Consider the following 25,763-nt stretch of genomic DNA (forward strand, 5'->3'; position numbering starts at 1 on the left):
CAATGACCAGAAATAAATTGAAGGAAGCCGCGATGCGTTTGTTCGGGGAAAAAGGGTACGACGGCACGGCACTATCCGAAATCGCCAAGGAAGCCGGCGTGAAAACTCCGGCGATTTACGCCTTTTACGAGAACAAGGAAGATTTGTTCATGACGGTCTTTCGCGAGGCGATGGATGCATACAATTCGTACGTCCAGGAGTTGTCCGAAGGGCGGGAGAAATTAGGGGTGCGGGAAAGCTTGTACGGGATTTTAAACAGGCAATACGAATTTTACCGGGAGTGTCCCGAGGCAAGCAAAATCGTGCTGCGGTACATGGTGTTCCCGCCTTCGTTTCTGAAAGATACGATCGAGGAGGCTTTTCTTCATTCGGACCAATCGCTGACGAAGCTCGTCGGCGCATGGATGGTTCGGGGAATGGAAGAGGGCGTCATTCGCGAGCAGAAGGTGCAGCCGCTGGTAGATTCTTTTTTGAACGTGATGGACGGATTAAGCATTCAATATTTCTATTACTCCTCCAAGGAAGTTTATGAACGCAAGCTGAACCATGTCTTTGAAACGTTTTGGAACGGCGTGCGCTCGTAGGCGATGGACAAACCTCAACCAGAATTTACACGACAAGGGGATGGGTACATTGAGTGAAGCGAGTCAAGTGAAAAGCAATGAAGCAAGCGCGCAGGATTTTGAAAGGGAGCCCGTTCCCGCGCATATGCGCAAAAAATGGTTGTCCATGTCGCTGGTATGGATCGCGATCGGGATCGACTTGTCGGCGATGTTTTTGGGAGCCGAGCTCGGCAATGGCATGAATCTGTCCGATTCGCTGACGGCGACGGTGATCGGTTCCGTCATTCTCGGCTTGATCGGCGCTTTGTGCGCTTTTGTCGGGGCGAAGACGGGATTGTCCACGGCGATGATCAGCCGGTTTTTGTTCGGCAACGTCGGGGCGCGGATCGTGTCGATCGTGCTGGGGATTTTTTCGCTCGGCTGGTTTGGCGTCCAGGTCGGTTTTTTTGCTTCGAACATGCATACGGCCTTCGATAAGCTTGTGGGGGTGGACCTGCCTTTGGGGCTGCTTTCTTTTATCGGCGGGCTGCTGATGATGTCGACCGCGATTTGGGGGTACCGCTCCATCGAAAGATTAAGCGTATGGTCGGTGCCGCTGCTCGTTATTTTTATCGGGATCGCCGTGTTCACGGCGTTTAAAACGAAAGGCACCGCGGCCATCTGGGAGCCGATCAGCGCCTCGCCGATTCCGATGGGAACCGCGATTTCGCTCGTCATCGGGATTTTTATCGTCGGCACCGTGCTTTCGCCGGACATCGGGCGCTGGGCCCGTACGCCGATGCATGCGGTGACCGCGGCTTTTATCGGCTTTTTCGTCGGGAACAGCTTTATGACGGTCATCGCGATCTTTTTGTCCCGGCTGATGGACACGGACGATTTGACGAATATTTTCATTGCGCTGGGACTGGGCCTTCCTGCCATTATCGTCTTGACGCTGGCGCAGTGGACGACGAATACGAACAATTTGTATTCCGCTTCCCTCGGCTTTTCCGTGGTCTTTCAGCGGGTGCCGAAAAAGCTGATCACCATCATCGCCGGCATTCTGGCCACGCTGCTTGCGGTGTTCGGCATCTATGATAAGTTTTTGTCTTTCCTGAACGTCATTACGAGCTTCGTGTCGCCGATCGGCGGCCTGTATACCGCAGAGTATCTGCTTGTGAACCGTGCGAAGTTTACGTTCGAAGGCATTGACCGCAACAAAAACTGGATCATCCGTTCGTTGATCGTCTGGGTGGTTGCAACGCTGTTTGCGTACATGACGACACCGGCCCCGGACGGCTTCGGGTTGTTCCAGCTGACGCGCGTTCCGGCGCTGGACGCCTTCATATTCGCGTTTATCGTCCAGTGGATCGTCGGAAAACTGCTGAGCAAAAAAGAAGAACAGAAAGGATAACATCATGGCTAACAACAATACGGATCAGAATAAATTGACGGCATTGGACGAACAGGCCGTGCAATACATCGCCGTCGGCGCGGCGGTGCTTGGCACGGGCGGGGGCGGGGATCCCCATATCGGGAAATTGATGGCGTTGGAAGCCATCCGCAAATACGGCCCGGTTCGATTGGTTAGACCCGAAGAACTGGAAGACGATAGTCTCGTTGTCCCGCTTTCGATGATTGGGGCGCCGACCGTCATGAACGAAAAAATTCCTTCCATCGAGCAGATGACGCAGCCTTTGGATTTGATCGAAAAGGAGCTTGGCCGCAAAGTGAGCGCCGTTATGCCGATCGAGGTCGGAGGCGGCAATTCGCTGGTGCCGGTCATCGCGGCAGCGGAACGAGGCATTCCGATTCTGGATGCCGATGCGATGGGACGCGCTTTCCCGGAATCGCAGATGGTGACGTTTTACCTTGACGGCATCGACTGCAGCCCGATCACGATGGCCGATGAACGGGGCAACGGCGTGCTTATGCATGCGATCGACGGCGTTTGGGAGGAACGGATGGCGCGCGCGCTGACGATCCAGATGGGCGGTTCGGCTTCGATCTGCGATTATCCCGTGTCGGGGGCGCAGGTTAAAAAAAGCGCCGTGCCGCACACGCTGACGCTGGCCTATGAAATCGGGAAAACGCTGTTTGAATCCAAAGAGCAGAAGCAAAACCCGATCGAAGCTTTGCTGAAGCAGCTTCACGGTTACGCCTTGTTCAACGGCAAAGCCGTGGACATCCGGCGCCGGACCGAAGGCGGTTTTACGCGGGGCGAAGCGGTGTTTGAAGGCACCGATGCCGAAAAGGGACGCACGATGCGCCTCTATTTCCAGAACGAATTCCTTCTGGCGACGGAGGAGGGGCGTTCCTTGGCCGTGACGCCGGATCTCATTTCGCTGCTCGACCAGGACACCGGAATGCCGATCACGACCGAAAACCTGAAATACGGAGCGAGGGTGACGGCGGTCGGCTTCCCTTGCGACCCGAGATGGCGGACGCCGAAGGGGCTTGAGACGGTCGGGCCGAAATATTTCGGCTACGATATTCCCTATGTTCCGATCGAAGAGCTGGCAGCCGGAAAAGGAGGAAATCTGTAATGCCTTGGACGATGATGAACAACGAAGAAACATACCGCATCGGGATCGACGTCGGCGGGACGAATACGGACGCCGCGCTGCTCGATTCGAAGCTTGACACGATTCATACGGTCAAGGTTCACACGACGCGCGACGTCAACGAAGGCATCGTCGAGTCGATCCGCCGCCTGCTCGCGGAGAGCGGCGTGAATCCGGCCCGGGTGCAGTACGCCATGCTGGGTACGACCCATTGCACCAACGCCATCGTCGAGCGGAAGCATCTGGGCAAAGTCGGCCTGATCCGGATCGGCGCGCCGGCAACGACGTCCGTGCCTCCGCTGGCGGATTGGGACGATACGCTGAAGGCCGCGGTGGGCCCGCATGCCTATGTTGCACGGGGCGGGTACGAATATGACGGGCGCACGATCGTCGAACTCGACGAAGCCGAGATCAAGGATTACCTGGCCCGCATGAAAGGCGAAGTGGAAGCCGTCGCCGTCTGCGGCGTATTTTCTCCGGTCAACGCGTCGCAGGAGAAGCGGGTCGCGGAGCTTGCGAAAGAGATCCTCGGCGAAGGCATGCCGGTGACGCTTTCGCATGAAATCGGCAGCATCGGCATTTTGGAACGCGAAAACGCGTCGCTGCTGAACGGGGCGCTGCTGAACGTGATCGCGGGCGTCGTGCGCGGCTTCGAGCAGGCGCTGCAAAGCTTCGGGATCGACGCCGGCGTTTATATTTGCCAAAACGACGGGACGCTTATGCGCAGCGAATACGCGCTCCGTTACCCGATCCTGACGATTGCCTGCGGGCCGACGAACTCGATCCGCGGCGCGGCGCACCTGTCCGGGCTGAACAACGCGCTTGTCGTCGACATCGGCGGCACGACGACGGATATCGGCGTGCTGGCCCAAGGATTCCCGCGGCAATCGTCGGCCGCGGCCGAAATCGGCGGCGTGCGCACGAACTTCCGCATGCCGGACATTTTGTCGATCGGCATCGGCGGCGGCACGATCGTACGGGCCGGCGGCGAGGGCGAAACCGTTACGGTCGGGCCGGACAGCGTCGGGTACGAGCTTTTGAAACGCGGCCGCATTTTTGGCGGCGATACGCTGACGGCAACCGACGTGGCCGTGAAGCTCGGCCGTTACGAGTGGGACGGCGCGCGGACGGAGGGGCTCGACGCTTCGGTTTGCCGCCAAGCGGATGAGATCATCACGCGCGACATCGAAGACGCGATCGACCGCATGAAAACGAGCGCGGAGGACGTGGACGTCATTCTCGTCGGGGGCGGAAGCATCCTTGTTCCGGACAAGCTCCAAGGCGTCGCCCGGATCGTCAGACCGGACCATTACGATGCGGCGAACGCGATCGGCGCGGCGCTCGGCGAGGTCAGCGGGGAGACGGAACGCATTTACTCGCTCGATGAAATGACCTACGAAGAGGCGATGGCGGATGCCAAAAACCATGCCGTCGAGCAGGCGGTGCTTGCCGGAGCCGACCGGGCGACGGTGCAAATCGTGCTTTCGGAGGACATTCCGCTCGCGTATATGCCGGGCAATGCATTGCTCGTGAAAGTGAAGGCGGCAGGACGTTTATAAACGTCCCGTAAACGATTGAGATCAGGAGGCTTCTTCCTTTGTCGGACAGACAGGGGAGGGAGCCTTTTTTGGCTTCGGAAACACCCGGAATTTGGCAGCCGGAAACTCGAATTCCGCCCGGTTTTTCCAGCGGATGCATGCCGGGTTCGGCCTGAGAAATGTTAGCCTGTTTTCCATCGATCCCTCCCGTATATCCCCCCCGCAGAGACATATACTTTGTAAGAAGGATTTTGAAAGGAGTGAACTCCATGGAACTGTTCAGCATTGCAGCCCGAACCTCCGATCCGCAGGAAGAGGAGTGCTACATCAGCATCATTACGAAAGCGAACCAGGCTTTACATAAAAAGTACAAAACGCTCAGCATCAGCTGTTCGGTCCATGAGGGGATGACCTTCTGGCGCTGCCGCGAGGACGACCCGCGTTTTATCAAAGGCAACGTGCTGCAGCAGATTTACGGGACCGCGGCCAAAGCGCTTACCGAGTATATTTTGCAGGAGAAAGAGCGGGAGCTGACGGAAAAAATATTGAACGAGGAGTTCGACTTTCCCGAACCGGAAGAGCATGAGCAAATCCTGAAACACTGCCGCATGATCCTGGAGAAAAATCCCGAGTTCGGCGCATCGTGGAACCGCCGTTCGGCGATGCTGGAGCAGGGCATCCAACAATGCCTGAGCGAAAGGCCGCTGCTGCACGTGGACGGGTTCCTGACCTTTCGCGCCCAAAGCTACATGAAGGAACTGAAGGAAATCGTGGAATACGCGGTGGACGAATTTATTATGGACCGTCAGTACGAGGAATTCGTAGGCATGCTGAAATATTTCGTGTACTTCCAGCAGCCGCAGGTCCCGTTGGTTCATCTGATCCATAAAGGCGGCCAGGACGTGCTGCTTTTGGATGAGAATCTGAAGCCGCTGGATTACCGCTATGACGAAGGCGTCGTCGTGGAACGGCTGGATCAGAAGGACCTGCAGATGGAAGACGCGGTCGTGACGACGCTGATCTCCGTGTCCCCGGCCAAAATCGTCATTCATACCCGGGAGCCGCATATGGCGGTGATCCGGACCTTGACGCAAATATTCGAAGACCGGGTGGAAATATGCAGATATTGCCCCGATTGCCATGGGTATTTCCGCGAGACGGGCAAGATCTGACTTGACTGTCAAAAGCTTGGGACTTATAATAACACACATAATTCGATAAAAGCTTCGACAAAGACATGGACCTAAGAAACGGGCGTTGCAGAGAGAGGAACCGGCGGCTGAAAATTCCTCACGCATCCGGCTTATGCGTCTACCCCTTTGTAGCTGCGGCCAGGAACGTTTTCCCCTAAGCGGGCAAGCAAGTAATGGGCGCCGGGTCATTCCGTTATCAGATGCTGACGAAGGATAATGTTTCGGCTCCGCATGAGGAAATCCGGATTTTGGGGCGTTATCAAAATTGGGTGGAACCACGGGTACAGACACTCGTCCCTATGTTTTTAGGGATGGGTGTTTTTTTGTATGCTTTTGGTTGAATTTTGAAGGAGGAATGAAAGGTGTCAGTAAACATTAAACTGCCGGACGGTTCGGTCCGGGAATACGCGGAAGGAAGCACGATCGAGGATGTGGCCGCATCGATCAGCAGCGGTCTGAAGAAAAACGCGGCAGCCGGCAAAATGGACGGGATTGTCGTGGATTTGTCCACCCCGCTCAAAGAGGGCGCAACAATCGAAATCGTGACGCTTGACTCGCCGGAAGGCCTGGAAGTGATGCGTCACAGCACGGCCCACTTGATGGCTCAGGCGACGAAACGCCTGTTTGGCGCCAAAGAGGTAAAACTTGGCGTCGGACCGGTCATCGAAGGCGGATTTTATTACGATATGGATCTCGAGCATCCGCTCAACCCTGAGGATTTGCAAAAAATCGAAAAAGAAATGGAACGCATCGTCGGCGAAAACCTGCCGATCGTACGCAAGGAAGTCAGCCGCCAGGAAGCGCTCGACATGTTCGGCGAACTCGGGGATCCTTACAAGCTGGAGCTGATCAATGCGCTGCCTGAGGACAGCGTCATCTCCATTTACGAGCAGGGCGAGTTTTTTGACCTTTGCCGCGGTCCGCATCTGCCTTCGACGGGCAAAATCAAAGTGTTCAAGCTGATGAACGTGGCCGGCGCATACTGGCGCGGAGACAGCAAAAACAAAATGCTGCAGCGGATTTACGGCACGGCATTCGCGAAAAAAGCCCAGCTGGACGAGCATCTGCACATGCTGGAAGAAGCGAAAAAACGCGACCACCGCAAGCTCGGCAAGGAGCTCGGCATCTTCACCTTCTCCCAGCTCGTGGGACAAGGCCTGCCGATGTGGCTGCCTCGCGGCGCCAAACTCCGCCGGACGCTGGAACGTTACATCGTGGATTTGGAAGAAAGCCTCGGCTACCAGCACGTATACACGCCGGTTCTCGGCAACGTCGAGCTGTACAAAACGTCCGGCCACTGGGAGCATTACCAGGAGGACATGTTCCCGAAAATGGAGCTCGATAACGAGGAGCTTGTCCTTCGTCCGATGAACTGCCCTCACCACATGATGGTTTACAAGAGCGAAATGCACAGCTACCGCGACCTGCCGATCCGGATCGCCGAACTGGGCATGCAGCACCGCTACGAAATGTCCGGCGCCCTGACCGGCCTGCACCGCGTGCGCGCCATGACGCTGAACGACTCGCATATTTTCTGCCGTCCGGACCAAATCAAGGAAGAATTCCTGCGCGTCATCCAGCTGATCACGAAGGTGTACGAAGACTTCGGCATCAAGGACTTCCGTTTCCGCCTGTCTTACCGCGATCCGGAAGACACCGAAAAATATTTCCCGAACGACGAAATGTGGGAAATGTCCCAGCGCATGCTGCGCGAGGTCGTCGAGGAAACCGGCATTCCGTTCTTCGAAGCGGAAGGGGAAGCGGCCTTCTACGGACCGAAGCTGGACGTGCAGATCCGCACGGCGCTCGGCAAGGAAGAAACGCTGTCGACCGTACAGCTCGACTTCCTGCTGCCTGAACGCTTCGAGCTGGAATACGTCGGCGATGACGGGCAAAAACACCGTCCGGTCGTCATCCACCGCGGCATTTTGGGCACGATGGAGCGCTTTACGGCCTTCCTGCTCGAAAACTTCGCCGGTTCGCTGCCTTTGTGGCTGTCCCCGGTGCAGGTCAAAGTCATTCCTGTATCGAACGCTTTCGAAGACTATGCGAAGAAAGTCGCCGAACAGCTCCAGCTGAACGGCATCACGGTTGACGCCGACCTTCGCAACGAAAAAATGGGCTACAAAATCCGCGAAGGACAGTTGGAAAAAATCCCTTACATGTTCATCGTCGGCGAAAACGAAATGAACGCAGGGTCCGTCTCCATCCGCAAACGCGGGGAAGGCGACCAGGGCGCGAAGCCGCTTGCCGAAGCGGTGGCGATGCTGAAAGAGCAAATCGCAAACCGCGAGATTTTTTAAATACAAATGACTCGAAATTGGGCAGGAACGAAAATGAACCGGAAGTAGCGATATATGCTGCGGTCGTCTAAAAGCTTTCCGAAGGAAATGTTGAAGACAACAGCGATCGGAAGAAGGATCCGTAACCGTAGCGGCTGCTCTCGCCTATTGAAAATGCGTTCCCCGTTTTGAGCGACATCATCCTCTGCCTTGAACCTCAGGTTCAACATTCATGTATAAACGCCAAATCATCTGGACATCCTCGGAAGTAAAGGGGGAGGATTTTCAATGATGAAGGTAAAAACATGGCAGAGGATTTTGTTTTGCATGCTTTTGGTCGGGTTGTTCGCGGAAACGCCGAGTTTGTATGCGGGGTCGTTTTCGATGATGCCGTCTTACGTCGAGGACAGCAACCCCAATTCGATGATTGCTTCAAAAAACGATTATTATCTGAAACCGTTAAAATATGCTTCGAACCCGGAAATGTTCATGATCGTCGATCTCAATAAGAGCAAAGCTTCGCAATTCGCCGCGAAGTCCCAGAACGAGTTGCCCAAATTTGCCGCAAAGGCATTGCCTGCAATGACGAAACCCGAAACGAAGGTCCCGGCGAAAAAGCAGGGGGCGGTTGCGGTGACGGCTCCTAGGAGAGAGCAGGTGATCCATACCGTCAAAGTCATGGCAACGGGTTATACCGCCGGTTACGAGTCCACGGGCAAACGCCCTTCGCACCCGCAATACGGCATAACCTACTCCGGCGTGAAAGTGCGGAGGGACAAAAACACGATCTCGACGATTGCGGCCGACCCGCGCGTGTTTCCGCTGGGCACCATTTTGTACATTCCCGGTTACGGGTACGCGATCGTCGCCGACGTCGGCTCCGCCATTAAGGGACGGAAAATCGACCTGTATTTCGATACGACGAAGCAGGTTTATAAGGAATGGGGCAAAAAAGAGGTCGAGGTGCAGGTCATCAAACGCGGCAACGGCAAGTGCAACGAAAAAATGCTGAATACGCTGGGCAAAGCGATTCAGACTTATAAGTCGGTTCCGGCTTCATTGCTGGAAGAAGTCATTTAGAGCGACTGCCGCATAATTTTCTTGGCATTTCACATACTACTGACTGGGGAATAACCCCCCGGCAACCGAGGTTTGCCGTTTACGACAAGCTCAGGGAGGTGAAACGGCCATGAAAAAGCAACAACAAGGCAGCTATTTGACTCCGAACGAAAAGTTCAAAACGGAATTTGGCGAAGACACTGCGAACACGCCTACGACGCAAACGACTGGCGCAGCTCGTACAGGTGGTGCTGGTACCGCAGGCAGCGCAGGCAGCAGCAGCTACAAAACGCCAAACGAGAAGTTTGACGAAGAATTCAAACCGACTGACCAAGCTTAAGGAACATAACGAAGCATAAGGGGCTGTCCAATAAGTCCCCAAAATAAAAAGTTGGTCGGAAAAACGTCATGTTTTCCGTCCAACTTTTTTTGTTCTGTCGCTTTTGCAGGAAAGTAGCGAGGCGGATGCCTGCCACCTTCAGTAGATTGTGGGCCAAAGCCACAATCCCAAACTCGGTGTGAACCTTCTCCAGCCCTCGCAAGGAGAACCGCCGGAACGACCGATTGCCCTTGATGTGACCGAATACGCTTTCTACCTCGACTTTACGCCGAGCATAGATCGCGGATTTCTCGTCATCCTCAAGGGCTTTTTTGGCCTTTGCTTTTAGTTCTTCCCAGATCGTATTCCAGTGTACCTGGCGGTTCCCCTTGGCCTTGGTGCAGCTTGCCTTGAATGGACAATCACTGCAATCTTCACATTCATATATCTTAAAGCTTTGTTCCAAGCCGGAAGCATTTTTTTTCGTTTGGTATTTCTTAAAGCGAACATACCGGCCATTCGGGCAAACAAATCGGTCATCGCGCTCTTCATACATCCAGTTCGAGGCATGCCGAATGTCCTTCTTGTAGCGACGCGTTTTCTCTTTCATATAACTGCCGTAAGGAATGAGAAAATCAAAACGGGACTCTTTTTCTTCGCCCATCGCATACAAATAGTTCTCTTCGCTACCATAGCCTGCATCAGCAATCACCGTTTGGGGCATCGGCAAAGAAGACGCGGCCAATCGCTTCATATGCGGGATGAAAGAGCGCGTATCGGTGGGGCGCTGGTGGATACTGTAAAATAACACGAACTGGTTTTCTGTCGCCATTTGCACATTGTAACCCGGTTTCAGCTGACCATTCTTCATGTGGTCTTCCTTCATACGCATAAACGTGGCGTCCGGATCTGTTTTGGAGTAGCTATTGCGATCGCCAAAGCACGCCTTCTGCTGCTCATACTTGGCGAGCCGAGGAAGAAAGTCCTCCCGAATTTGTTTCAGTGGCTTCTTCAAGGCACTGCGCTCTTTGCGTAAGGCTTTCCGTTCTTCGCTGTCGTTTGCCTGAGCGATTTGTTCGGTGAAATCCTCCACCTTTTCTTCCAGTATGGCGGCTGCTTTTTCGAGTCTTGCAGGGAGTTCGTCCGGTTCTGCCGCCGCGTATCCGCCAGCTTCTTGCTGCGTGAGCGTATGAATATGCGCAAGGGCCGCCTGCACCTTTTCCTTGAGCTTCTCTTCAAAGTGAAGGGTGGATTTTTTCCACACAAAAGAATACTTGTTAGCATCAGCTTCGATCTTCGTGCCGTCTAAAAAGTAGTTCTCCATCGTGATGTAATTGTCTGCGATAAGCTTTCGGATCATCGTTTCAAACAGCTCGTCCATAAATGCCTTCATGCGCACGCCACGGAAGTCGTTCAAGGTGCGGAAGTCGGGTTGCTGCATCGCTGCCAGCCACATAGCCGGGAGGTTTTCTTGCAGTAGCTTTTCAATCCCGCGACAAGAGTAGACCTTTTGCGAGTAACCGTAAAGGATGACTTTGAGCATCATTTTGGGATGGTAGGAACTGCGGCCTCCGCCTGTGTAATGAGCAAACAATTGCTCATCCGGGATGGCTTCAATCATTTCATCAATCACACGCGCCACATGGTGGGTAGGGATACGCATCTCCAGATCAAGAATCATCTGAGCCTGTCTGTTGTCATAGGGTTTGAAGGCAGGGGCAAGGCTTCGCTTGGAAACTGCTTTTTCTTCCAAATCCCCTAGAGGAAGTATCATTTGCATGGTATACTGTTCTGTAGTAGTCATTTGATTACGCATAAAAACCGTCCTTCTGTAAAATGGTTGTCTGGTAACTTTCATTTTACAAGATCAGACGGTTTTTTTGTGTTATTTTTTGCATTCAACGAAAATGGGCGGACCAGAAGTCAGTTTTCACTGACTTTCTGGACAGCCCCTTTATTTTTTTGTAAATCTGTACCATTTGCCTCGGTCCCGGGACGGAGGACGATTTCATTCCCGCGCCGCTATCGTTCTTACGCCAACCTGTTGTACACTTAGATCAAAGCTGCAGAAGAGGCCTGGAGCGAAATCCGGCCCCCAAGTTGATTGTTTAAAGGAGATACGGCTTATGAAAAAACGATGGTTGGACCGGCTGTTCGGCGGCGTCGTCCTGATCGGGATCGGCGTGATTTTCCTGCTGAACCAGCTGAACGTCATTGATATCAGTCTCGGTTACGTATTCAAGCATTATTGGCCCGTCATACTCATTGTCCTTGGCGTCAAGGAATTGCTGAAAGGGCGGAGAGCCTTTGCGGGAGCGGCCATCCTGCTGCTGTTCGGAACTTATTTTCTGGGGAGGAACGAAGGCTGGGATTGGGTGACCCCGGGCAGCTTCTTTAAAATTATCATCCCGTCCCTGCTGATCCTGGCGGGCTTGTACGTCATCTTCAAACCGAATGACCGCAAGCCGCCGTCCCGGCCGAATCAGACGGTTGAGCCGCCGGCGTTTACGCCCGACCCGCCCGAACCGGAGGATTTGACCGCAAAGTCGACTTTGGACCAGCAATTCGAGGAAAAGTTCGGCATCCCGTACACGAAGCAGCAGGCCGAACACAAAACGATCCATGCCGATGCGGGCTTTGATGACGACGATGACTTTGACCCCGACGATCCGTTCGACGACAACCCGAAGGATCGATACAAACACTATAAAAAAAGATACCGCGAGCAAAAAAAACAATATCGGGAGATGAGACAGGAAGCCCGGCATCAACACCGCCACCATCACCGCCACCATGGCGAATGGGACGGACATGACCACGACGGCGGGAAAATCAACCGGTCCTCGTTTATCGGCGACATTCACCTGGGACGCGACTATTTCCAATTGAAGCCGACGAATCTGTCGCAATTTATCGGCGATACGGTCCTGGATTTGACGAACGCGCATATTCCTTACGGCGAGACGAAAATCAACATTTCGGCGTTCATCGGCGACATCAAGGTGTACGTGCCCGACGATACGGACCTTGGGATTTCCATCCATACCAGCTCGTTTATCGGAGACATGTCGGTCCTTAACGAATCGCGCAGCGGATTCATGAGCAACGTACAGATGAAAACCCCGTTTTACAAGGAAGCCCGGAAAAAAATCCGGATTCATGTCAGCGCGTTTATCGGGGACATTAAAGTGAACAAAGTGGGTTAAGCGCATGCGGAATATTATGAAAAATACGAAGTGGGTGCTGCTGTTTTATTTTATTCTGACCGGTCTGTTGATGAGCGCGGTGCTCGTGATCGGGGCGGACAGCGGATATCTGGTCGTAAAGGGAACCTGGGTTTGGGTCTACACAAGCCTGGGCTTCCTGCTGTTGTCGATCATCATCGGCTATGTGGCCGGCCAGCGGATCCAGCGGAGGGTCGACGTTCTCGAATACAACATGCTGCAAGTGGCCAAAGGCAATTTATCCGTGCGGATCGGGGAGTGCGATGACCCGACCTTTGCGCGGCTGTACCATGAGTTCGACAACCTGATGGACGCGATGGAGAAAAAAATGATGCTGCTGCAGCGGATGGGCGAGCAGGAGGTCGTGGAAAAGGAAAAAGCAGCCGAACGGGCCGTTTTGGAGGAACGCCGGCGCATGGCGCGGGATTTGCATGATACGGTCAGCCAGCAGCTGTTCGCCATTCATATGTCCGCCTCCTCGCTTCCCAAAGTGTTGGAACGGAATGCCCAGCAGGGGCAAGTGGTGATGGATCAGCTGATTTTCATGTCCCAGATGGCGCAAAAGCAGATGCGGGCGCTGATCGCCCAGCTCCGCCCGGTTGAGCTTGAAGGCAAAAACCTGGAGGATGCGCTCGAGGTATGGTTCCCGGATTACTGCCGCCAAAACGCGCTCAAAGGGATGAAGGAAGTCGAACTGCAGGGCAAATTGTCCGAAGCGATCGAACATCAGCTGTTTTTGATTATCCAAGAGGCGATGGCGAACATCGTAAAACATGCCCATGCGCGTCTGGTCAGCATGTCGCTGCGCGAAGAGCAAAGACAGGTCGTGCTCAGCATTAGCGATGACGGACAGGGTTTTAACGAGGTGCCGCATAAGACGGGATCTTACGGTTTGTCCACGATGCAGGAGCGCGCCGAGAAATTGGGCGGAAAAGTGGAAATCATCAGCCGTCAAGGTTCCGGAACGACGATTCGCGTACATATACCTAAATTTGTGGAAGGAATGAACGGGGAACAACCACAGGGAGAGGATGAGGAACAATGACGGATGTTTTGAAAGTGATGATCGTCGACGATCATGAAATGGTGCGGATGGGGCTGAAGACGTATTTGATGCTGGAGCCGTCCATCGAGGTCGTGGGCGAAGCGGACAACGGCTCCAAGGTGGTCGATTGGCTGAAAAACGCCGCGCCCGAGCAGTTTCCCGATCTGATCCTGATGGATTTGATGATGCCGGTGATGAACGGCGTGGAAACGACCCGGGCGGTTTTGGCCGAATTCCCCGCCATGAAAATCGTCATTTTGACCAGCTTTCTCGAGGATGAGCTTGTCGTGGATGCGGTGGAGGCCGGCGCCGTCAGCTACGTGCTAAAAACCGTGTCGGCGGATGAGCTGATCTATGCCCTTCAGGGCGCCAACCGCGGCATGCCGGTCATGACCGGCGACGTGTCGCAGGCGCTGACCCGCGGCATACGGCAGCGTACCGTCCAGGGCGATTCCTCCGGGCTCACCGAACGGGAGAAAGAGGTGCTGCTTCTAATCGCCGAAGGCAAAAGCAACAAAGAGATCGCCGAAGAGCTGCATATCAGCATCAAAACCGTCAAAACCCATGTCAGCAACCTGCTGATGAAATGCGAGCTGGAGGACCGGACGCAGCTGGCGATTTACGCGCACCGCAAAGGATGGGTGCAGGGATCATGAAGCTCATCCTTCAGTGCTTACTAACATTAGCTCCTCTTCACGGCTAATTCTGTTGGTTAAAAATGATTGTTCGTATGCAAGATTGTATAAAAAATACAGGAAGATAATAAAGAATTGCAGAATACTTCATTTAGAATATATTGTATTTTTTGGAATATATGATAATATTAATAATGAAAAATGCAAATTGATAGGAGGTATTTTCTATGAAAAAATTTTTAATTGCTTCTGTTGCAGCATCTTTACTTGCAGTCGCACCAAGTGCAAGCTTTGCATCAAATGAAATACCGCCTCAGATTCAAGAGCAGTCTTCAAAAATCGCTCTGAATTCAGATCAATTAGCCGCATCATTAGATCCAGTATACATTTCCTCATATAAACCTTCTCGCGGATATTCTCAATCTAAGGATGTACCAGCAACTGTTCCTTATTCAACAACTATTAATGGTTATCAATATTATGGAAATCTGAAACTGATCTCAACTCAGCTGATAAATGGATTATGGTACGGTACTTATGCAGGATGGATAGCAGTTTTGGCTTAATGAGATGAACTAAAAATTAGTGGCATCAAATTTATTAAATAAACAAAATTTTCAAACAACAAACCCAGTATCTTAAAAGGTACTGGGTTTGTTGTTTATTTAAAGAGCGAACATTATCAATTCAGTCGTTTATAGTTAAAAATAATAAAAAAACATCTTATCAATGTCTTTTTGCAGTTTCTTTTTATCTCCGCTTAAATTGTTTTTAATCTGTGGTTAAGGTTTATAGTACATCATATAAACAGTTAAACAATTCCCCAAGGACATTGAGATATAAAAAGGGTGCACAGGAGGCATTATTATGGACGAAAGAAACAGATCGGGTCAACCTGAAGACGAGTTTCAAAACGACGGCGTGAAACGTCAAGGATCTTCCGAATCGGGTTCTTCATATTATTATTCCTACGGACCGTTCCAGTCGATTGGAAAAGACCGGGCAGAACAGCATGGCGCCGAAAGCCACGGCAGACAGGAGGACGTCGAAATTACGCCTCCGAATCCGGTCCGGCCGCTCCCGACAGCAAATGCATACCGTTCATCGGCCGACTCCGGCAATCCCGGCGGAACGGGAGGGGGCGGCGGCAACTGGCAATTTAACCAGAAGCCGCAGCAGAAAACTTCCGTCAAAACGGTGTTGATTTCGTTCCTGGCCGGCGTGGTCGTCATTTCGGCGCTCATGTTTACATCCGACCGGATGAACCTGTTTACGCCGGACACGGCCGCCCAGTCTGGAGAGCAAACCAGCACGCCGGTAACGGCGGCTCCGGAAAGCAGCAACGGCAGCAATCAACCCGCTTCGCTTCCGCTGAACAAGCCGCTTGACGTCTCGGGCGTCGTGGAACAAGCCGGACCGGCAGTCGTGAAGATCGAAACGCTCGTGAAATCGAACGGCCGGAGCTCGCAGTCCCAATCGCCGTTTATGAACGATCCGTTTTCGTTCTTTTTCGGCGGCGGCAGCGATTATTACGGCAACAACGGCGGGGATTCCGGATCCGGCCAAAATTCGCAGAATCAAGGAAAATCGCAGCTGGTTCCGTACGGCATCGGCTCCGGATTCATCTATAAAAAAGACGGCTACATTTTAACGAATGAGCACGTCATTGAAAACGCGGATGTCATCCAGGTAACGATCGAAAACGACAGCAAAACGTATGAAGCCAAACTGCTCGGCAAATCCAAGGATCTTGACCTTGCCGTGCTGAAAATCGAAGGCAGCAAGGACTTCCCGGTCGTGCCGCTCGGCGATTCCAGCAGCATGAAAGTCGGTCAGCCGGTCGTTGCGATCGGTAACCCGCAAGGTTTTGACCACTCGGTTACGACAGGGGTTCTCAGCGCCCGCGAGCGTACGATCGACGTTGGCGACGATAACGGCTCGGATACGAGAAAATACCAGCATTTGCTGCAAACCGACGCTTCCATCAACCCCGGCAACTCCGGCGGTCCGCTTCTGAACCTGAACGGCGAAGTCATCGGGATGAACGTCGCCGTCAGCAAGGATTCGCAAGGCATCGGGTTTGCCATCCCGGCGAGCACGATCAAAAACGTCGTTCAGAAGCTGGAAAACAATCAGGAAATTCCGAAGGATCCGGAACCGTTTATTGGCGTCAAGCTGATAACTTTAACGGATGAAGTCGCCAAGCAAATGGAAACAAACGTAACCCAAGGTGCGGTCGTTGTAGAGGTTACTTTCAAATCTCCGGCCTATGAAGCTGATCTGCGCCCATACGACATCATTACCGGCGTCGATAGCATCAACGTTAAAACCCATACGGATATTGTGAATTATATCCAAAAACAAAAGGTTGGCGCGAAAGTCACGCTGCATGTCGTCCGCAACGGTAAAAAAATGGATATGGAGCTCACCATCGGCGACAAAAACAAATACAACATTCCTTCTGAAGACAGCAATCAGTGATCATCGGAAGGCTTCAATCGGCAGCGGAAGGGAAGGTCCCTTCCGCTGTTGCCGTGCAAGGATGCAAACGCAAAACTTCACTGCTACAATAGAAATAACAACGAACTTAGTTAAGTAATAAAGGAGCCATCCGTTTATGCGATCGAAAGTACTGATTATTGACGACGACGAAAAAATCATTTCCATGCTGCGCAGGGGGCTTGCGTTTGAAGGCTATGATATCATTACGGCCAGCAACGGAGCGGAAGGGTTAAAAAGCGTGCTCAACAGCGAGCCCGACCTCGTCATTCTGGACGTCATGATGCCGCAGGTCGATGGATTCGAGGTGTGCCGCCGTTTGCGCGAAGGCGGAATCCGCGTGCCGATCCTGATGCTGACGGCGAAAGACGAGATCGAGCACCGCGTAAAAGGGCTGGATCTTGGCGCCGACGATTATTTGGTCAAACCGTTTGCGCTTGAGGAGCTTTTGGCCCGTGTTCGCGCATTGCTGCGGCGGAAGCCCGGTCAGGAGGAAGCGGAAGACCATCGCTTGACCTTCGAAGATATCGTGCTTGACGTCGATTCCCGGGAGGTGCTGCGCGGCGGGCAGCGTCTGGAACTGACTGCGAAGGAATTCGAGCTGCTGCACCTGTTTATGCAAAATCCGAAACGCGTGTTGTCCCGCGACCTCATCATGGATAAAATTTGGGGCTACGATTACAGCGGCGAATCCAACGTGCTTGAGGTCTACATCGCGATGCTTCGGCAAAAAACCGAGGAACATGGAGGCAAACGCGTAATCCAGACGATTCGGGGGGCCGGCTATATTCTGAGAGGTGACTCCTAAACATGTCCATACGACTCCGGCTGACAGCCTGGTATACGTGCATCTTGGCCGTAACGCTGATCTTGTTTGGCTCTGCCGTGTATGGGGTGGTTCATTTTTATACTTTTTCTAAAGTGAAGAGCAATCTTGAAGAGCAGAGCAAACAAATTCAGCCTAATCTGGTGTTGTACATTTCCCAAGGTGAATTAAAATTTGATATTGGTGGGTTGTCCGCGACTTCGGGTTTTCAATCTTCCCAGATTTTTGGACAGTTGCATGACTATAATAATAATCGTGACCTGATCACGGAAAATTTGGGGAGGATGAAAAAGACCTTTCCCGTCCCTTCCGCAAAGAATGCTTTTAATGTCGATTCTTTTGAGACCTTCCGATTAAACGGCAATCCTTTCATGGTCTATCAAAAGCCTGTTGTTGTTCAGAATCAGTTAATCGGATTTTTGCAACTCGCCGTTTGGACTGGTCACGAGGAGGAATTGCTAAGTCTTCTCCGTTCCATATTGATCATCAGCGCAACCATCATGGTACTCATGGCCACCACCTTCGGCCTGTTCCTCGCCCGCAAGTCGATCGCCCCGATCGGGAAAGTCATCGAAGCGGCCGACCAAATCCAGAAGGGCTCGGACCTGAGCGTCCGAATCGCTTACGACGGGCCGCAGGACGAGATCGGGCAGCTGATCAATACGGTCAACAACATGCTGGGGCGGATGGAAGGCTTTTATAAAAACTTGGAGGAGTCCTACGCCGCGCAGCGCCGTTTCGTCTCGGACGCGTCCCATGAGCTGCGCACGCCGCTCACGACGATCCGCGGAAACGTCGATCTGCTGCAAAAGATGTGGTCCAAGGACGATTCCGAACGGCCGAACCTGGATGAAGAGACCATGCATCAGATGACGCTCGAAGCGGTCAGCGACATCGCGGACGAATCGAAGCGGATGAGCAGGCTGGTCAGCGACATGCTGTCGTTGGCCCGCGCCGATACCGGGCGGACCTTCGAGAAGCAGCCGGTGCCGCTGGAGATTCTCGTCGAGGAAGTGGCCCGCCGGGCCAAAATGCTGCCGCGCACGGCCGAATGGATTACGGGAGACTTTTCCGTCCTGAACGGCGTTTATATTAACGGCAACAAGGATTACATGCAGCAAATGCTGTTCATTTTTATCGAAAACGCGTTCAAATATACGCCGGAAGGCCAGGTCGTGTTCGATGCCTTTATTTACAAAAACCAGGTAGGCATCCGGATATCCGACACCGGCATCGGCATGGACAAAGAAGAAGTGCCGCATATTTTCGACCGCTTCTACCGGGCCGACCAATCCCGCGGCGTGACGGAAGGCATCGGCCTCGGCTTGTCCATTGCCAAATGGATCATCGACGAGCTGGAAGGTTCGGTTGAGGTCGTAACGCGCCTCGGAGAAGGGACGACGTTTATCATCTGGCTGCCGATCGTCTTTCCGACGCCACTCGAATAGGGTATAATGAATAGATGTTAGCTGAAACAGCATAAGGAAAGCAGGTGAAGTCAGGCATGGAAGTCATTAAAATATCACCGCGCGGATACTGCTACGGCGTCGTGGACGCCATGGTGCTTGCGCGCCAGGCGGCCCAGAACCTGGATCTCCCGCGGCCTATATATATTCTCGGCATGATTGTTCATAACAGCCATGTGACGAACTCTTTCGAAGACGAAGGCATCATCACGCTCGACGGGGCCAACCGCTTGGACATTTTGAACCAGGTGGATAAAGGGACGGTCATTTTCACCGCCCACGGGGTTTCGCCCGAAGTACGGCGTATCGCCCGGGAAAAGGGACTGACGACGGTCGATGCGACCTGCCCGGACGTGACGAAAACGCATGATTTGATCCGCGAGAAGGTGGCGGACGGATACGAGATCATTTACATCGGCAAAAAAGGACATCCCGAGCCGGAAGGCGCCATCGGCATTGCGCCGGAACACGTGCATCTCATTGAGAAGGAAGAAGAAATCGATCAGCTGGACATTCCTTCTTCCAAAATCGTCATTACGAACCAGACGACGATGAGCCAGTGGGATATCAAGCACATCGTGAAAAAGCTGCTCGAACTGTATCCGTCGGCGGAAGTGCATAACGAAATTTGCCTTGCGACGCAGGTGCGTCAGGAAGCGGTAGCCGAGCAGGCCGGCCAGGCCGATCTGGTCATCGTCGTCGGCGACCCGAGAAGCAACAATTCGAATCGCCTGGCGCAGGTTTCCGAGGAGATCGCCCATGTCAAAGCGTACCGGATCGCGGACATTACCGAGCTGAAGCGCGAATGGCTGGAAGGCGTCAACAAGGTGGCGGTGACTTCGGGGGCATCGACGCCGACGCCGATCACGAAAGAAGTCATCAACTATTTGGAACAATACGATCCGAATAACGAAGAAACCTGGGAAATCAAACGGACGGTAAACATGCAAAAGCTTTTGCCTCCGGTCAAAAACATCAGAACGTAAAAAGCGACTGCCAAAAAAAGCGATTAGGGAACAGCGGTACAAGAGATCCACGTCTTGTGCCGCTGTTTTTTTATTTCATTACATCAGGCCGTTTTCTAAAAAATACGAGAAGAAGCGGCGGAAAAGATTGAAGCTGCACGCGAGTTATCGGCAAAACCCCCGATGACCAGGCGCCAAGCAACCAATGGATTTTATGCCCTGGTCTTGACGGAGGGAGGAAAATAGTTTATTGTTACTTTATCGATTAAAAGCATAAAAGCTAAAAAGCTAAAACGCGTTTAAGCAAATACGTATCGGCTTATCAAGCTTTCCGGAACCCGGCTTCCGGGATTCGATTCGGCATACAGAACCTGATAATAGAGAGGAATGGTAATCATGATCGTCATTACATCCAACACAACTCCCGAAGAACAAATCCAGGACATCGTTCGCGTCATCGAAAAAAACGGGCTTCAAGCCCATATTTCCAAAGGCTCGGACCGTACAGTGATCGGGCTCGTCGGGAAAGTGGACCCGTCGATCGCCGAACATTTGCGGCAGATGAAAGGCGTCGAAAACGTCGTTAAAATCACGAAATCGTACAAATTGGCAAGCCGTGACTTCCATCCGGAAAACACGGTGATCGACATTAAAGGCGTTAAAATCGGCGGCGACGAGCTGGTCGTCATGGGCGGACCTTGCGCCGTGGAATCGGCGGCCCAAATCGACGAAATCGCCAAACTCGTGAAAGCGGCCGGCGGGCAGGTGCTGCGCGGCGGCGCGTTTAAACCGCGCACGGGCCCGTACAGCTTCCAAGGCGTCGGCGTCGAGGGGCTGATCATGATGGCCGAAGCGGGGGAAAAACACGGACTGCTTACGATCACCGAAGTCATGACGCCGGAATACGTGGACATCTGCGCGGAATACGCCGACATTTTGCAGGTCGGCACGCGCAACATGCAGAACTTCGACCTGCTGCGCAAGCTGGGAACCTGCGGCAAGCCGGTGCTTCTGAAGCGCGGTTTCAGCGCGACCTACGACGAGCTGCTTAATGCCGCCGAATACATTCTTGCCGGAGGAAATCCGAACGTTATGCTGTGCGAACGCGGCATCCGCACATTCGAGAGCTACACGCGCAACACGCTGGACCTGTCGGCGATTCCCGTGCTGCAGCAGCTCAGCCACCTCCCGGTCATTTCCGACCCAAGCCACGGCACGGGCCGCCGCGAGCTGGTGGAACCGATGTCCAAAGCATCCGTGGCCGCCGGAGCCAACGGTCTTATTATCGAAATGCATACCGATCCCGACAACTCGATGACGGGCGACGGCGTGCAGTCGCTGTTCCCGGACCAATTCGCGGCGCTGCTGAAGGATTTGGAAAAGCTCGCTCCGCTCGTCGGACGCACCTTCAACACGGAAAAGGCCCCCGCTGAGGCGTTTGTCGTCTAATCGGCCGATTCATAACCTGCGATATACAAGCCTGCTCACCGGCCTCCAGACCGGGTGGGCAGGCTATTTGCGTGCGGATAACATAGGCTTGAAACCAAATGTGTAAGAATACCTGACACAAGTCAAAAAAATACCTGACATGGATATTGACGATGTCAGGTTTTGCGTTTTATAATGACGACATAAATAGTAGATACTGAACGTTCACGTAGAAAATGCGGGTAAATGTTCGGATAATGGGAGGAAGAGAACATGTCGGTTGAAAACGTGTTGAAAACGATCAAAGATAATGCAATTGAGTGGGTGGATTTTCGTTTTGTGGATTTGTCTGGCCGGGCCCATCACATTTCTTTGCCTGCCAGAGAAGTGGATGAGGAGACGTTCGTAAACGGGGTTGCGTTTGACGGCTCTTCCATCGCCGGATTCCGCGGAATCGAAGAATCCGACATGGTTATGATGCCCGATCCGGAAGCGGCATTCATCGATCCGTTTACCGCACATCCGACCATCAACATCATGTGCAACATCTATACGCCGGACGGCGAGCGTTACGAGCGCGATCCACGCAGCATCGCGGCGAAAGCGGAGGAATATCTGCAAGCCAGCGGCATCGGAACAGCTGCATTTTTCGCGCCGGAGTCCGAGTTCTTTATTTTTGATGACGTACGTTACGAAAGCAGCATGAACAGCTCTTCCTTCTATGTGGATTCCGAAGAAGCCGCATGGAATACGAACCGCAAGGAAGACGGCGGCAACCTCGGCTTCAAGGTCAGAGTGAAAGGCGGATACGTGCCGGTCGCTCCTGTCGATACGCAGCAGGACATCCGCAGCGAAATGTGCCGCCTGCTTGAAGAAGTGGGACTGCGCGTGGAACGCCATCACCATGAAGTGGCAACCGCAGGCCAAGCCGAAATCAACTTCCGTTTCGACACCCTGAAGAAAACAGCGGATAACCTGCTGATCTACAAATATATCGTGCACAACACGGCCCGCCAATACGGCAAAGTGGCAACCTTCATGCCGAAACCGCTTTTCGGCGACAACGGCAGCGGAATGCACGTGCACCAATCGATTTTCGACGGCGATACCCCGCTGTTTTATGAAAAAGGCGGCTACGCCAACCTGAGCGAGATGGCTCTTCACTACATCGGCGGCATCCTGTACCATGCGCCTGCGCTGCTTGCGCTCACGAACCCGTCGACCAACTCGTTCAAACGTCTGGTTCCGGGCTACGAAGCGCCTGTAAACCTCGTATTCTCCAAAGGCAACCGTTCCGCGGCCATCCGCATTCCGGTCGCTGCCGTAACGCCGAAAGGCTGCCGCATCGAGTTCCGCACGCCGGACTCCACGGCCAACCCTTACCTGGCCTTCTCCGCGATGCTGATGGCCGGCCTCGACGGCATCAAGCGCAAAATCAACCCGGTTGAGCTCGGCTACGGACCGATGGACAAAAACATCTATGAGCTCTCCGACGAGCAAAAAGCCGAAATCCGCAGCGTGCCGGGCACGTTGGACGAAGCGCTCGACGCACTGAAAGCGGACCATGAATTCCTGCTTGAAGGCGGCGTATTTACGAAAGAATTCATCGATAACTTCATCGAATTGAAACGCGGCGAAGCCAAAGCGGTATCAATCCGGATTCATCCGCATGAATATAGTCTGTATTTTGACTGCTAATCGAAATGTTGGCGAAAGGCTGTCCCGGCACGGGGCAGTCTCTTTCGTTTTGCAATTCTTTAAAGCTTTAATCCAGGAAATATGCTAAAGTGGAATAAGGAACGATGGCAAACCGGGACCTGGTGCTTGTGCATTTTGGTACTTGATGCCTTCCCGGATACCTGCTATCATTGAATTCAAAAATTCGAGTACAGAGAGAGGATGGAGAGTTAACGTGAGCAAGAGAGCATACAATTTCAATGCGGGGCCGGCGGCGCTGCCGCTTGAAGTGTTGACGCGCGCGCAAGCGGAGTTTGTTGATTTTCGGGGAACGGGCATGTCCATCATGGAAATGTCGCACCGGGGCAAAGTATACGAAGAAGTCCACCATGAAGCGGAAAGCCGCCTGCTGTCGCTTCTCGGCAATCCCGAAGGCTACAAGGTGCTGTTTTTGCAAGGGGGAGCCAGCACGCAGTTTGCGATGATTCCGATGAACTTTTTGACCGAAGGCAAAACGGCGAGCTACGTCAAAAGCGGAAGCTGGGCGGACAAAGCGATCAAGGAAGCCAAGCTGATCGGCGAAACGCATATCGCAGCCTCTTCGGAAGCGGACAAGTATATGAAGATTCCCGATCTTGCAAGCATCGAAATTCCGGAAAACGCGGCATACCTGCACGTGACCTCCAACGAAACGATTGAAGGGACGCAATACCAGCAGTATCCGGCCACCGGAAACGTGCCGCTGATCGCGGATATGTCCAGCGACATTTTGTGCCGCGAATTCGACGCGACGCAGTTCGATTTTATTTATGCGGGCGCTCAGAAAAACCTGGGACCCTCCGGGGTTACGGTCGTCATCGCCCGGGAGGCCATGCTGGCCGATTCTCCGAGCCACATTCCGACGATGCTCCGTTACAGCACGCATGCGAAAAACGACTCTCTGTACAACACGCCTCCGTCTTTTTCGGTATATATGGTAAACGAGGTTTTGAAATGGATCGAAGAGCAGGGCGGCCTTGCCGGAGTCGAACGGGCCAACCGCAAGAAAGCGGGACTTATTTATGATATAATCGATAGCAGCGAAGGCTTCTATCGCGGTCCCGTGGATGCCGGCAGCCGCTCGATCATGAACATTACGTTCCGCCTGGCATCGGAAGAACTCGAAAAGCAGTTCATCAAGGAATCGGAGCAGGCAGGATTCGTAGGCCTGAAGGGTCACCGCAGCGTCGGCGGACTGCGCGCTTCGATTTACAACGCGGTGCCTTACGAGAGCTGCAAAGCTTTGGTCGATTTCATGGCCGATTTCCAGAAGCGTCATGGATAAGGCAAGCTGAAACGGACTTTAGCCTGTGGAACAGACAGCCTTTCGCCCAACGGCGAAGGGCTTTTTCGTTGCTTTAGGCGGCGGTTTCCCGCTTTAAATCTTGAATCTGAAGGATGGAGTGATTGACCATGGCACTGCATATCGTGCTTGTAGAACCTGAAATACCGGCCAATACCGGAAATATCGCAAGAACCTGCGCCGCGACGGGCGCCCATTTGCATCTGGTGCGTCCGCTCGGATTCAGCACGGACGATGCGAAGCTGAAAAGAGCGGGCCTGGATTACTGGTATGCCGTTCACATCGAATACCATGATTCGTTTGCGGAGCTGCAGGAGAAATACCCGGAAGGCCGTTTCTTCTATACTTCGACAAAAGCAGACAAGCGCTATACCGACGTCGAGTTCCGGGACGGGGATTTTCTTGTGTTCGGAAAAGAGACCAAGGGACTACCGCCGGAGCTGCTTGCCGCGAACCCCGACACCTGCATCCGCATGCCGATGACCGACAAGGTGCGCTCTTTGAATTTGTCCAATTCGGCGGCGATCATCGTGTACGAAGCGCTGCGCCAGCTCGATTTTCCCGGCACGAAGTAAGTTTCTAAAAGAAAGAAATAAAAATGTTTATCGTTAGCAGGATTCGACATCCGTACATCGAACTATTAAAAAAGACCCATATTTTTGTGATTGGAAAAGGCATCCTGGCCGTAAGGAGTACTTTCTAATCAGGGGGGAAATGTCCTTCGACGGCATTCGAGCAGATGAATCCGCGCGAATCGACGTTTTCTTCGCGATTGTAGAGATGGTTCGGCCCCGTTCGCAAATCATGTCTATAATCCCGTAAGTTGAATAGTTAAATAGGAGAGGTGTAGTTTGTCTATGAAACCTGCTGGCGTAGTTCGCAAAGTCGATCAGCTGGGGAGAATCGTCTTGCCCAAATCGTTAAGAAAACGGTATCAGATGAATGAGGGGGACCCTGTCGAAATTTTGGTGCAGGGAGATCATATCATTTTGGAGCGTTACCGTCCGAAATGCGTATTCTGCGGCTCCATGGAAGAAGTGAGCGAGTTCAAGGAACGTTACATTTGCGGGCAGTGCCAATCCGACATGGCGCAGCTGCAAAGGCACGCATAATGACCAATCAGGCATCACGAATGCATTCGTGATGTTTCTTTTTTTAG

At 53.1% G+C, this 25,763-nt stretch carries 22 protein-coding genes; 21 read left to right on the forward strand and 1 reads right to left on the reverse strand.

From position 1 onward, the window contains the following. Positions 1–2 precede the first annotated feature (2 nt). From NYE48_RS06330 to NYE48_RS06365, 8 genes are all read left to right on the forward strand, one after another. Positions 3–584: a TetR/AcrR family transcriptional regulator gene (locus tag NYE48_RS06330; protein ID WP_340997544.1), complete on the forward strand. Its 582-nt coding sequence runs from the start codon at positions 3–5 to the stop codon at positions 582–584. Between the two features lie 49 nt (positions 585–633). After that, complete coding sequence (locus NYE48_RS06335; RefSeq protein ID WP_246536940.1) at positions 634–1,956, forward strand: cytosine permease; 1,323 nt, start codon at positions 634–636, stop codon at positions 1,954–1,956. A gap of 4 nt (positions 1,957–1,960) precedes the next feature. Continuing rightward, a complete protein-coding gene (locus tag NYE48_RS06340) occupies positions 1,961–3,088 on the forward strand; it encodes a DUF917 domain-containing protein (protein WP_340997547.1) in 1,128 nt (375 codons plus the stop codon). Beyond that, the gene (locus NYE48_RS06345; RefSeq protein WP_340997548.1) at positions 3,088–4,665 is read left to right on the forward strand and encodes a hydantoinase/oxoprolinase family protein; all 1,578 of its coding nucleotides are present in this window, start codon (positions 3,088–3,090) and stop codon (positions 4,663–4,665) included. Before NYE48_RS06340 ends, NYE48_RS06345 begins: the two co-directional genes overlap by 1 nt. Positions 4,666–4,913: 248 nt before the next feature. After that, entirely contained in the window at positions 4,914–5,816 is a 903-nt protein-coding gene (gene ytxC, locus NYE48_RS06350) for a putative sporulation protein YtxC (RefSeq protein WP_340997550.1), read from the forward strand. Between the two features lie 383 nt (positions 5,817–6,199). Next, positions 6,200–8,140, forward strand: coding sequence for a threonine--tRNA ligase (gene thrS, locus NYE48_RS06355; RefSeq protein WP_340997552.1), 1,941 nt, complete (start codon positions 6,200–6,202; stop codon positions 8,138–8,140). Positions 8,141–8,602: 462 nt separating this feature from the next. After that, a complete protein-coding gene (locus NYE48_RS06360; protein ID WP_281422508.1) occupies positions 8,603–9,199 on the forward strand; it encodes a 3D domain-containing protein in 597 nt (198 codons plus the stop codon). A 109-nt stretch (positions 9,200–9,308) separates the two neighbouring features. Then, entirely contained in the window at positions 9,309–9,518 is a 210-nt protein-coding gene (locus tag NYE48_RS06365) for a hypothetical protein (RefSeq protein WP_340997554.1), read from the forward strand. Here the strand turns inward: NYE48_RS06365 and NYE48_RS06370 are convergent. Beyond that, on the reverse strand, positions 9,496–11,313 hold the full coding sequence (locus tag NYE48_RS06370; protein WP_340997556.1) for an IS1182 family transposase: 1,818 nt from the start codon (positions 11,311–11,313) through the stop codon (positions 9,496–9,498). The two genes, NYE48_RS06365 and NYE48_RS06370, sit on opposite strands and share 23 nt — an antisense overlap. A gap of 310 nt (positions 11,314–11,623) precedes the next feature. Between NYE48_RS06370 and liaF the strand changes: the two genes are divergently transcribed. From liaF to NYE48_RS06435, 13 genes are all read left to right on the forward strand, one after another. Beyond that, positions 11,624–12,703, forward strand: coding sequence for a cell wall-active antibiotics response protein LiaF (gene liaF / locus NYE48_RS06375; RefSeq protein WP_212950529.1), 1,080 nt, complete (start codon positions 11,624–11,626; stop codon positions 12,701–12,703). 4 nt (positions 12,704–12,707) lie between these two features. Beyond that, a complete protein-coding gene (locus NYE48_RS06380; RefSeq protein WP_036715316.1) occupies positions 12,708–13,766 on the forward strand; it encodes a sensor histidine kinase in 1,059 nt (352 codons plus the stop codon). Then, a complete protein-coding gene (locus tag NYE48_RS06385; RefSeq protein WP_036715317.1) occupies positions 13,763–14,422 on the forward strand; it encodes a response regulator in 660 nt (219 codons plus the stop codon). Before NYE48_RS06380 ends, NYE48_RS06385 begins: the two co-directional genes overlap by 4 nt. Positions 14,423–14,628: 206 nt before the next feature. Continuing rightward, positions 14,629–14,967, forward strand: a complete 339-nt coding sequence (locus NYE48_RS06390; protein WP_156124752.1) for a hypothetical protein — start codon at positions 14,629–14,631, stop codon at positions 14,965–14,967. A 301-nt stretch (positions 14,968–15,268) separates the two neighbouring features. Continuing rightward, the gene (locus NYE48_RS06395; protein WP_340997559.1) at positions 15,269–16,882 is read left to right on the forward strand and encodes a S1C family serine protease; all 1,614 of its coding nucleotides are present in this window, start codon (positions 15,269–15,271) and stop codon (positions 16,880–16,882) included. Positions 16,883–17,018: 136 nt separating this feature from the next. Next, the gene (locus NYE48_RS06400; protein ID WP_036714965.1) at positions 17,019–17,708 is read left to right on the forward strand and encodes a response regulator transcription factor; all 690 of its coding nucleotides are present in this window, start codon (positions 17,019–17,021) and stop codon (positions 17,706–17,708) included. A gap of 2 nt (positions 17,709–17,710) precedes the next feature. Continuing rightward, positions 17,711–19,174, forward strand: a complete 1,464-nt coding sequence (locus tag NYE48_RS06405; protein ID WP_212950525.1) for a sensor histidine kinase — start codon at positions 17,711–17,713, stop codon at positions 19,172–19,174. A gap of 56 nt (positions 19,175–19,230) precedes the next feature. Then, positions 19,231–20,178 carry a 4-hydroxy-3-methylbut-2-enyl diphosphate reductase gene (locus NYE48_RS06410; protein WP_340997561.1) on the forward strand — a complete coding sequence of 316 codons (948 nt, stop codon included), beginning with the start codon at positions 19,231–19,233 and terminating at the stop codon, positions 20,176–20,178. Between the two features lie 375 nt (positions 20,179–20,553). Further along, on the forward strand, positions 20,554–21,606 hold the full coding sequence (aroF, locus tag NYE48_RS06415) for a 3-deoxy-7-phosphoheptulonate synthase (protein ID WP_036714963.1): 1,053 nt from the start codon (positions 20,554–20,556) through the stop codon (positions 21,604–21,606). Positions 21,607–21,858: 252 nt separating this feature from the next. After that, positions 21,859–23,283, forward strand: coding sequence for a type I glutamate--ammonia ligase (gene glnA / locus NYE48_RS06420; RefSeq protein ID WP_036714962.1), 1,425 nt, complete (start codon positions 21,859–21,861; stop codon positions 23,281–23,283). A 214-nt stretch (positions 23,284–23,497) separates the two neighbouring features. Continuing rightward, positions 23,498–24,586 carry a 3-phosphoserine/phosphohydroxythreonine transaminase gene (gene serC / locus NYE48_RS06425; RefSeq protein WP_036714961.1) on the forward strand — a complete coding sequence of 363 codons (1,089 nt, stop codon included), beginning with the start codon at positions 23,498–23,500 and terminating at the stop codon, positions 24,584–24,586. 128 nt (positions 24,587–24,714) lie between these two features. After that, entirely contained in the window at positions 24,715–25,179 is a 465-nt protein-coding gene (gene trmL, locus NYE48_RS06430) for a tRNA (uridine(34)/cytosine(34)/5-carboxymethylaminomethyluridine(34)-2'-O)-methyltransferase TrmL (RefSeq protein ID WP_340997563.1), read from the forward strand. Between the two features lie 282 nt (positions 25,180–25,461). Next, positions 25,462–25,716, forward strand: coding sequence for an AbrB/MazE/SpoVT family DNA-binding domain-containing protein (locus tag NYE48_RS06435; RefSeq protein WP_036714958.1), 255 nt, complete (start codon positions 25,462–25,464; stop codon positions 25,714–25,716). Positions 25,717–25,763: the final 47 nt, after the last annotated feature.

Source organism: Paenibacillus sp. FSL M7-1455, from assembly GCF_038004655.1.
GTDB classification, from domain to species: Bacteria; Bacillota; Bacilli; order Paenibacillales; family Paenibacillaceae; genus Paenibacillus_AQ; species Paenibacillus_AQ cookii.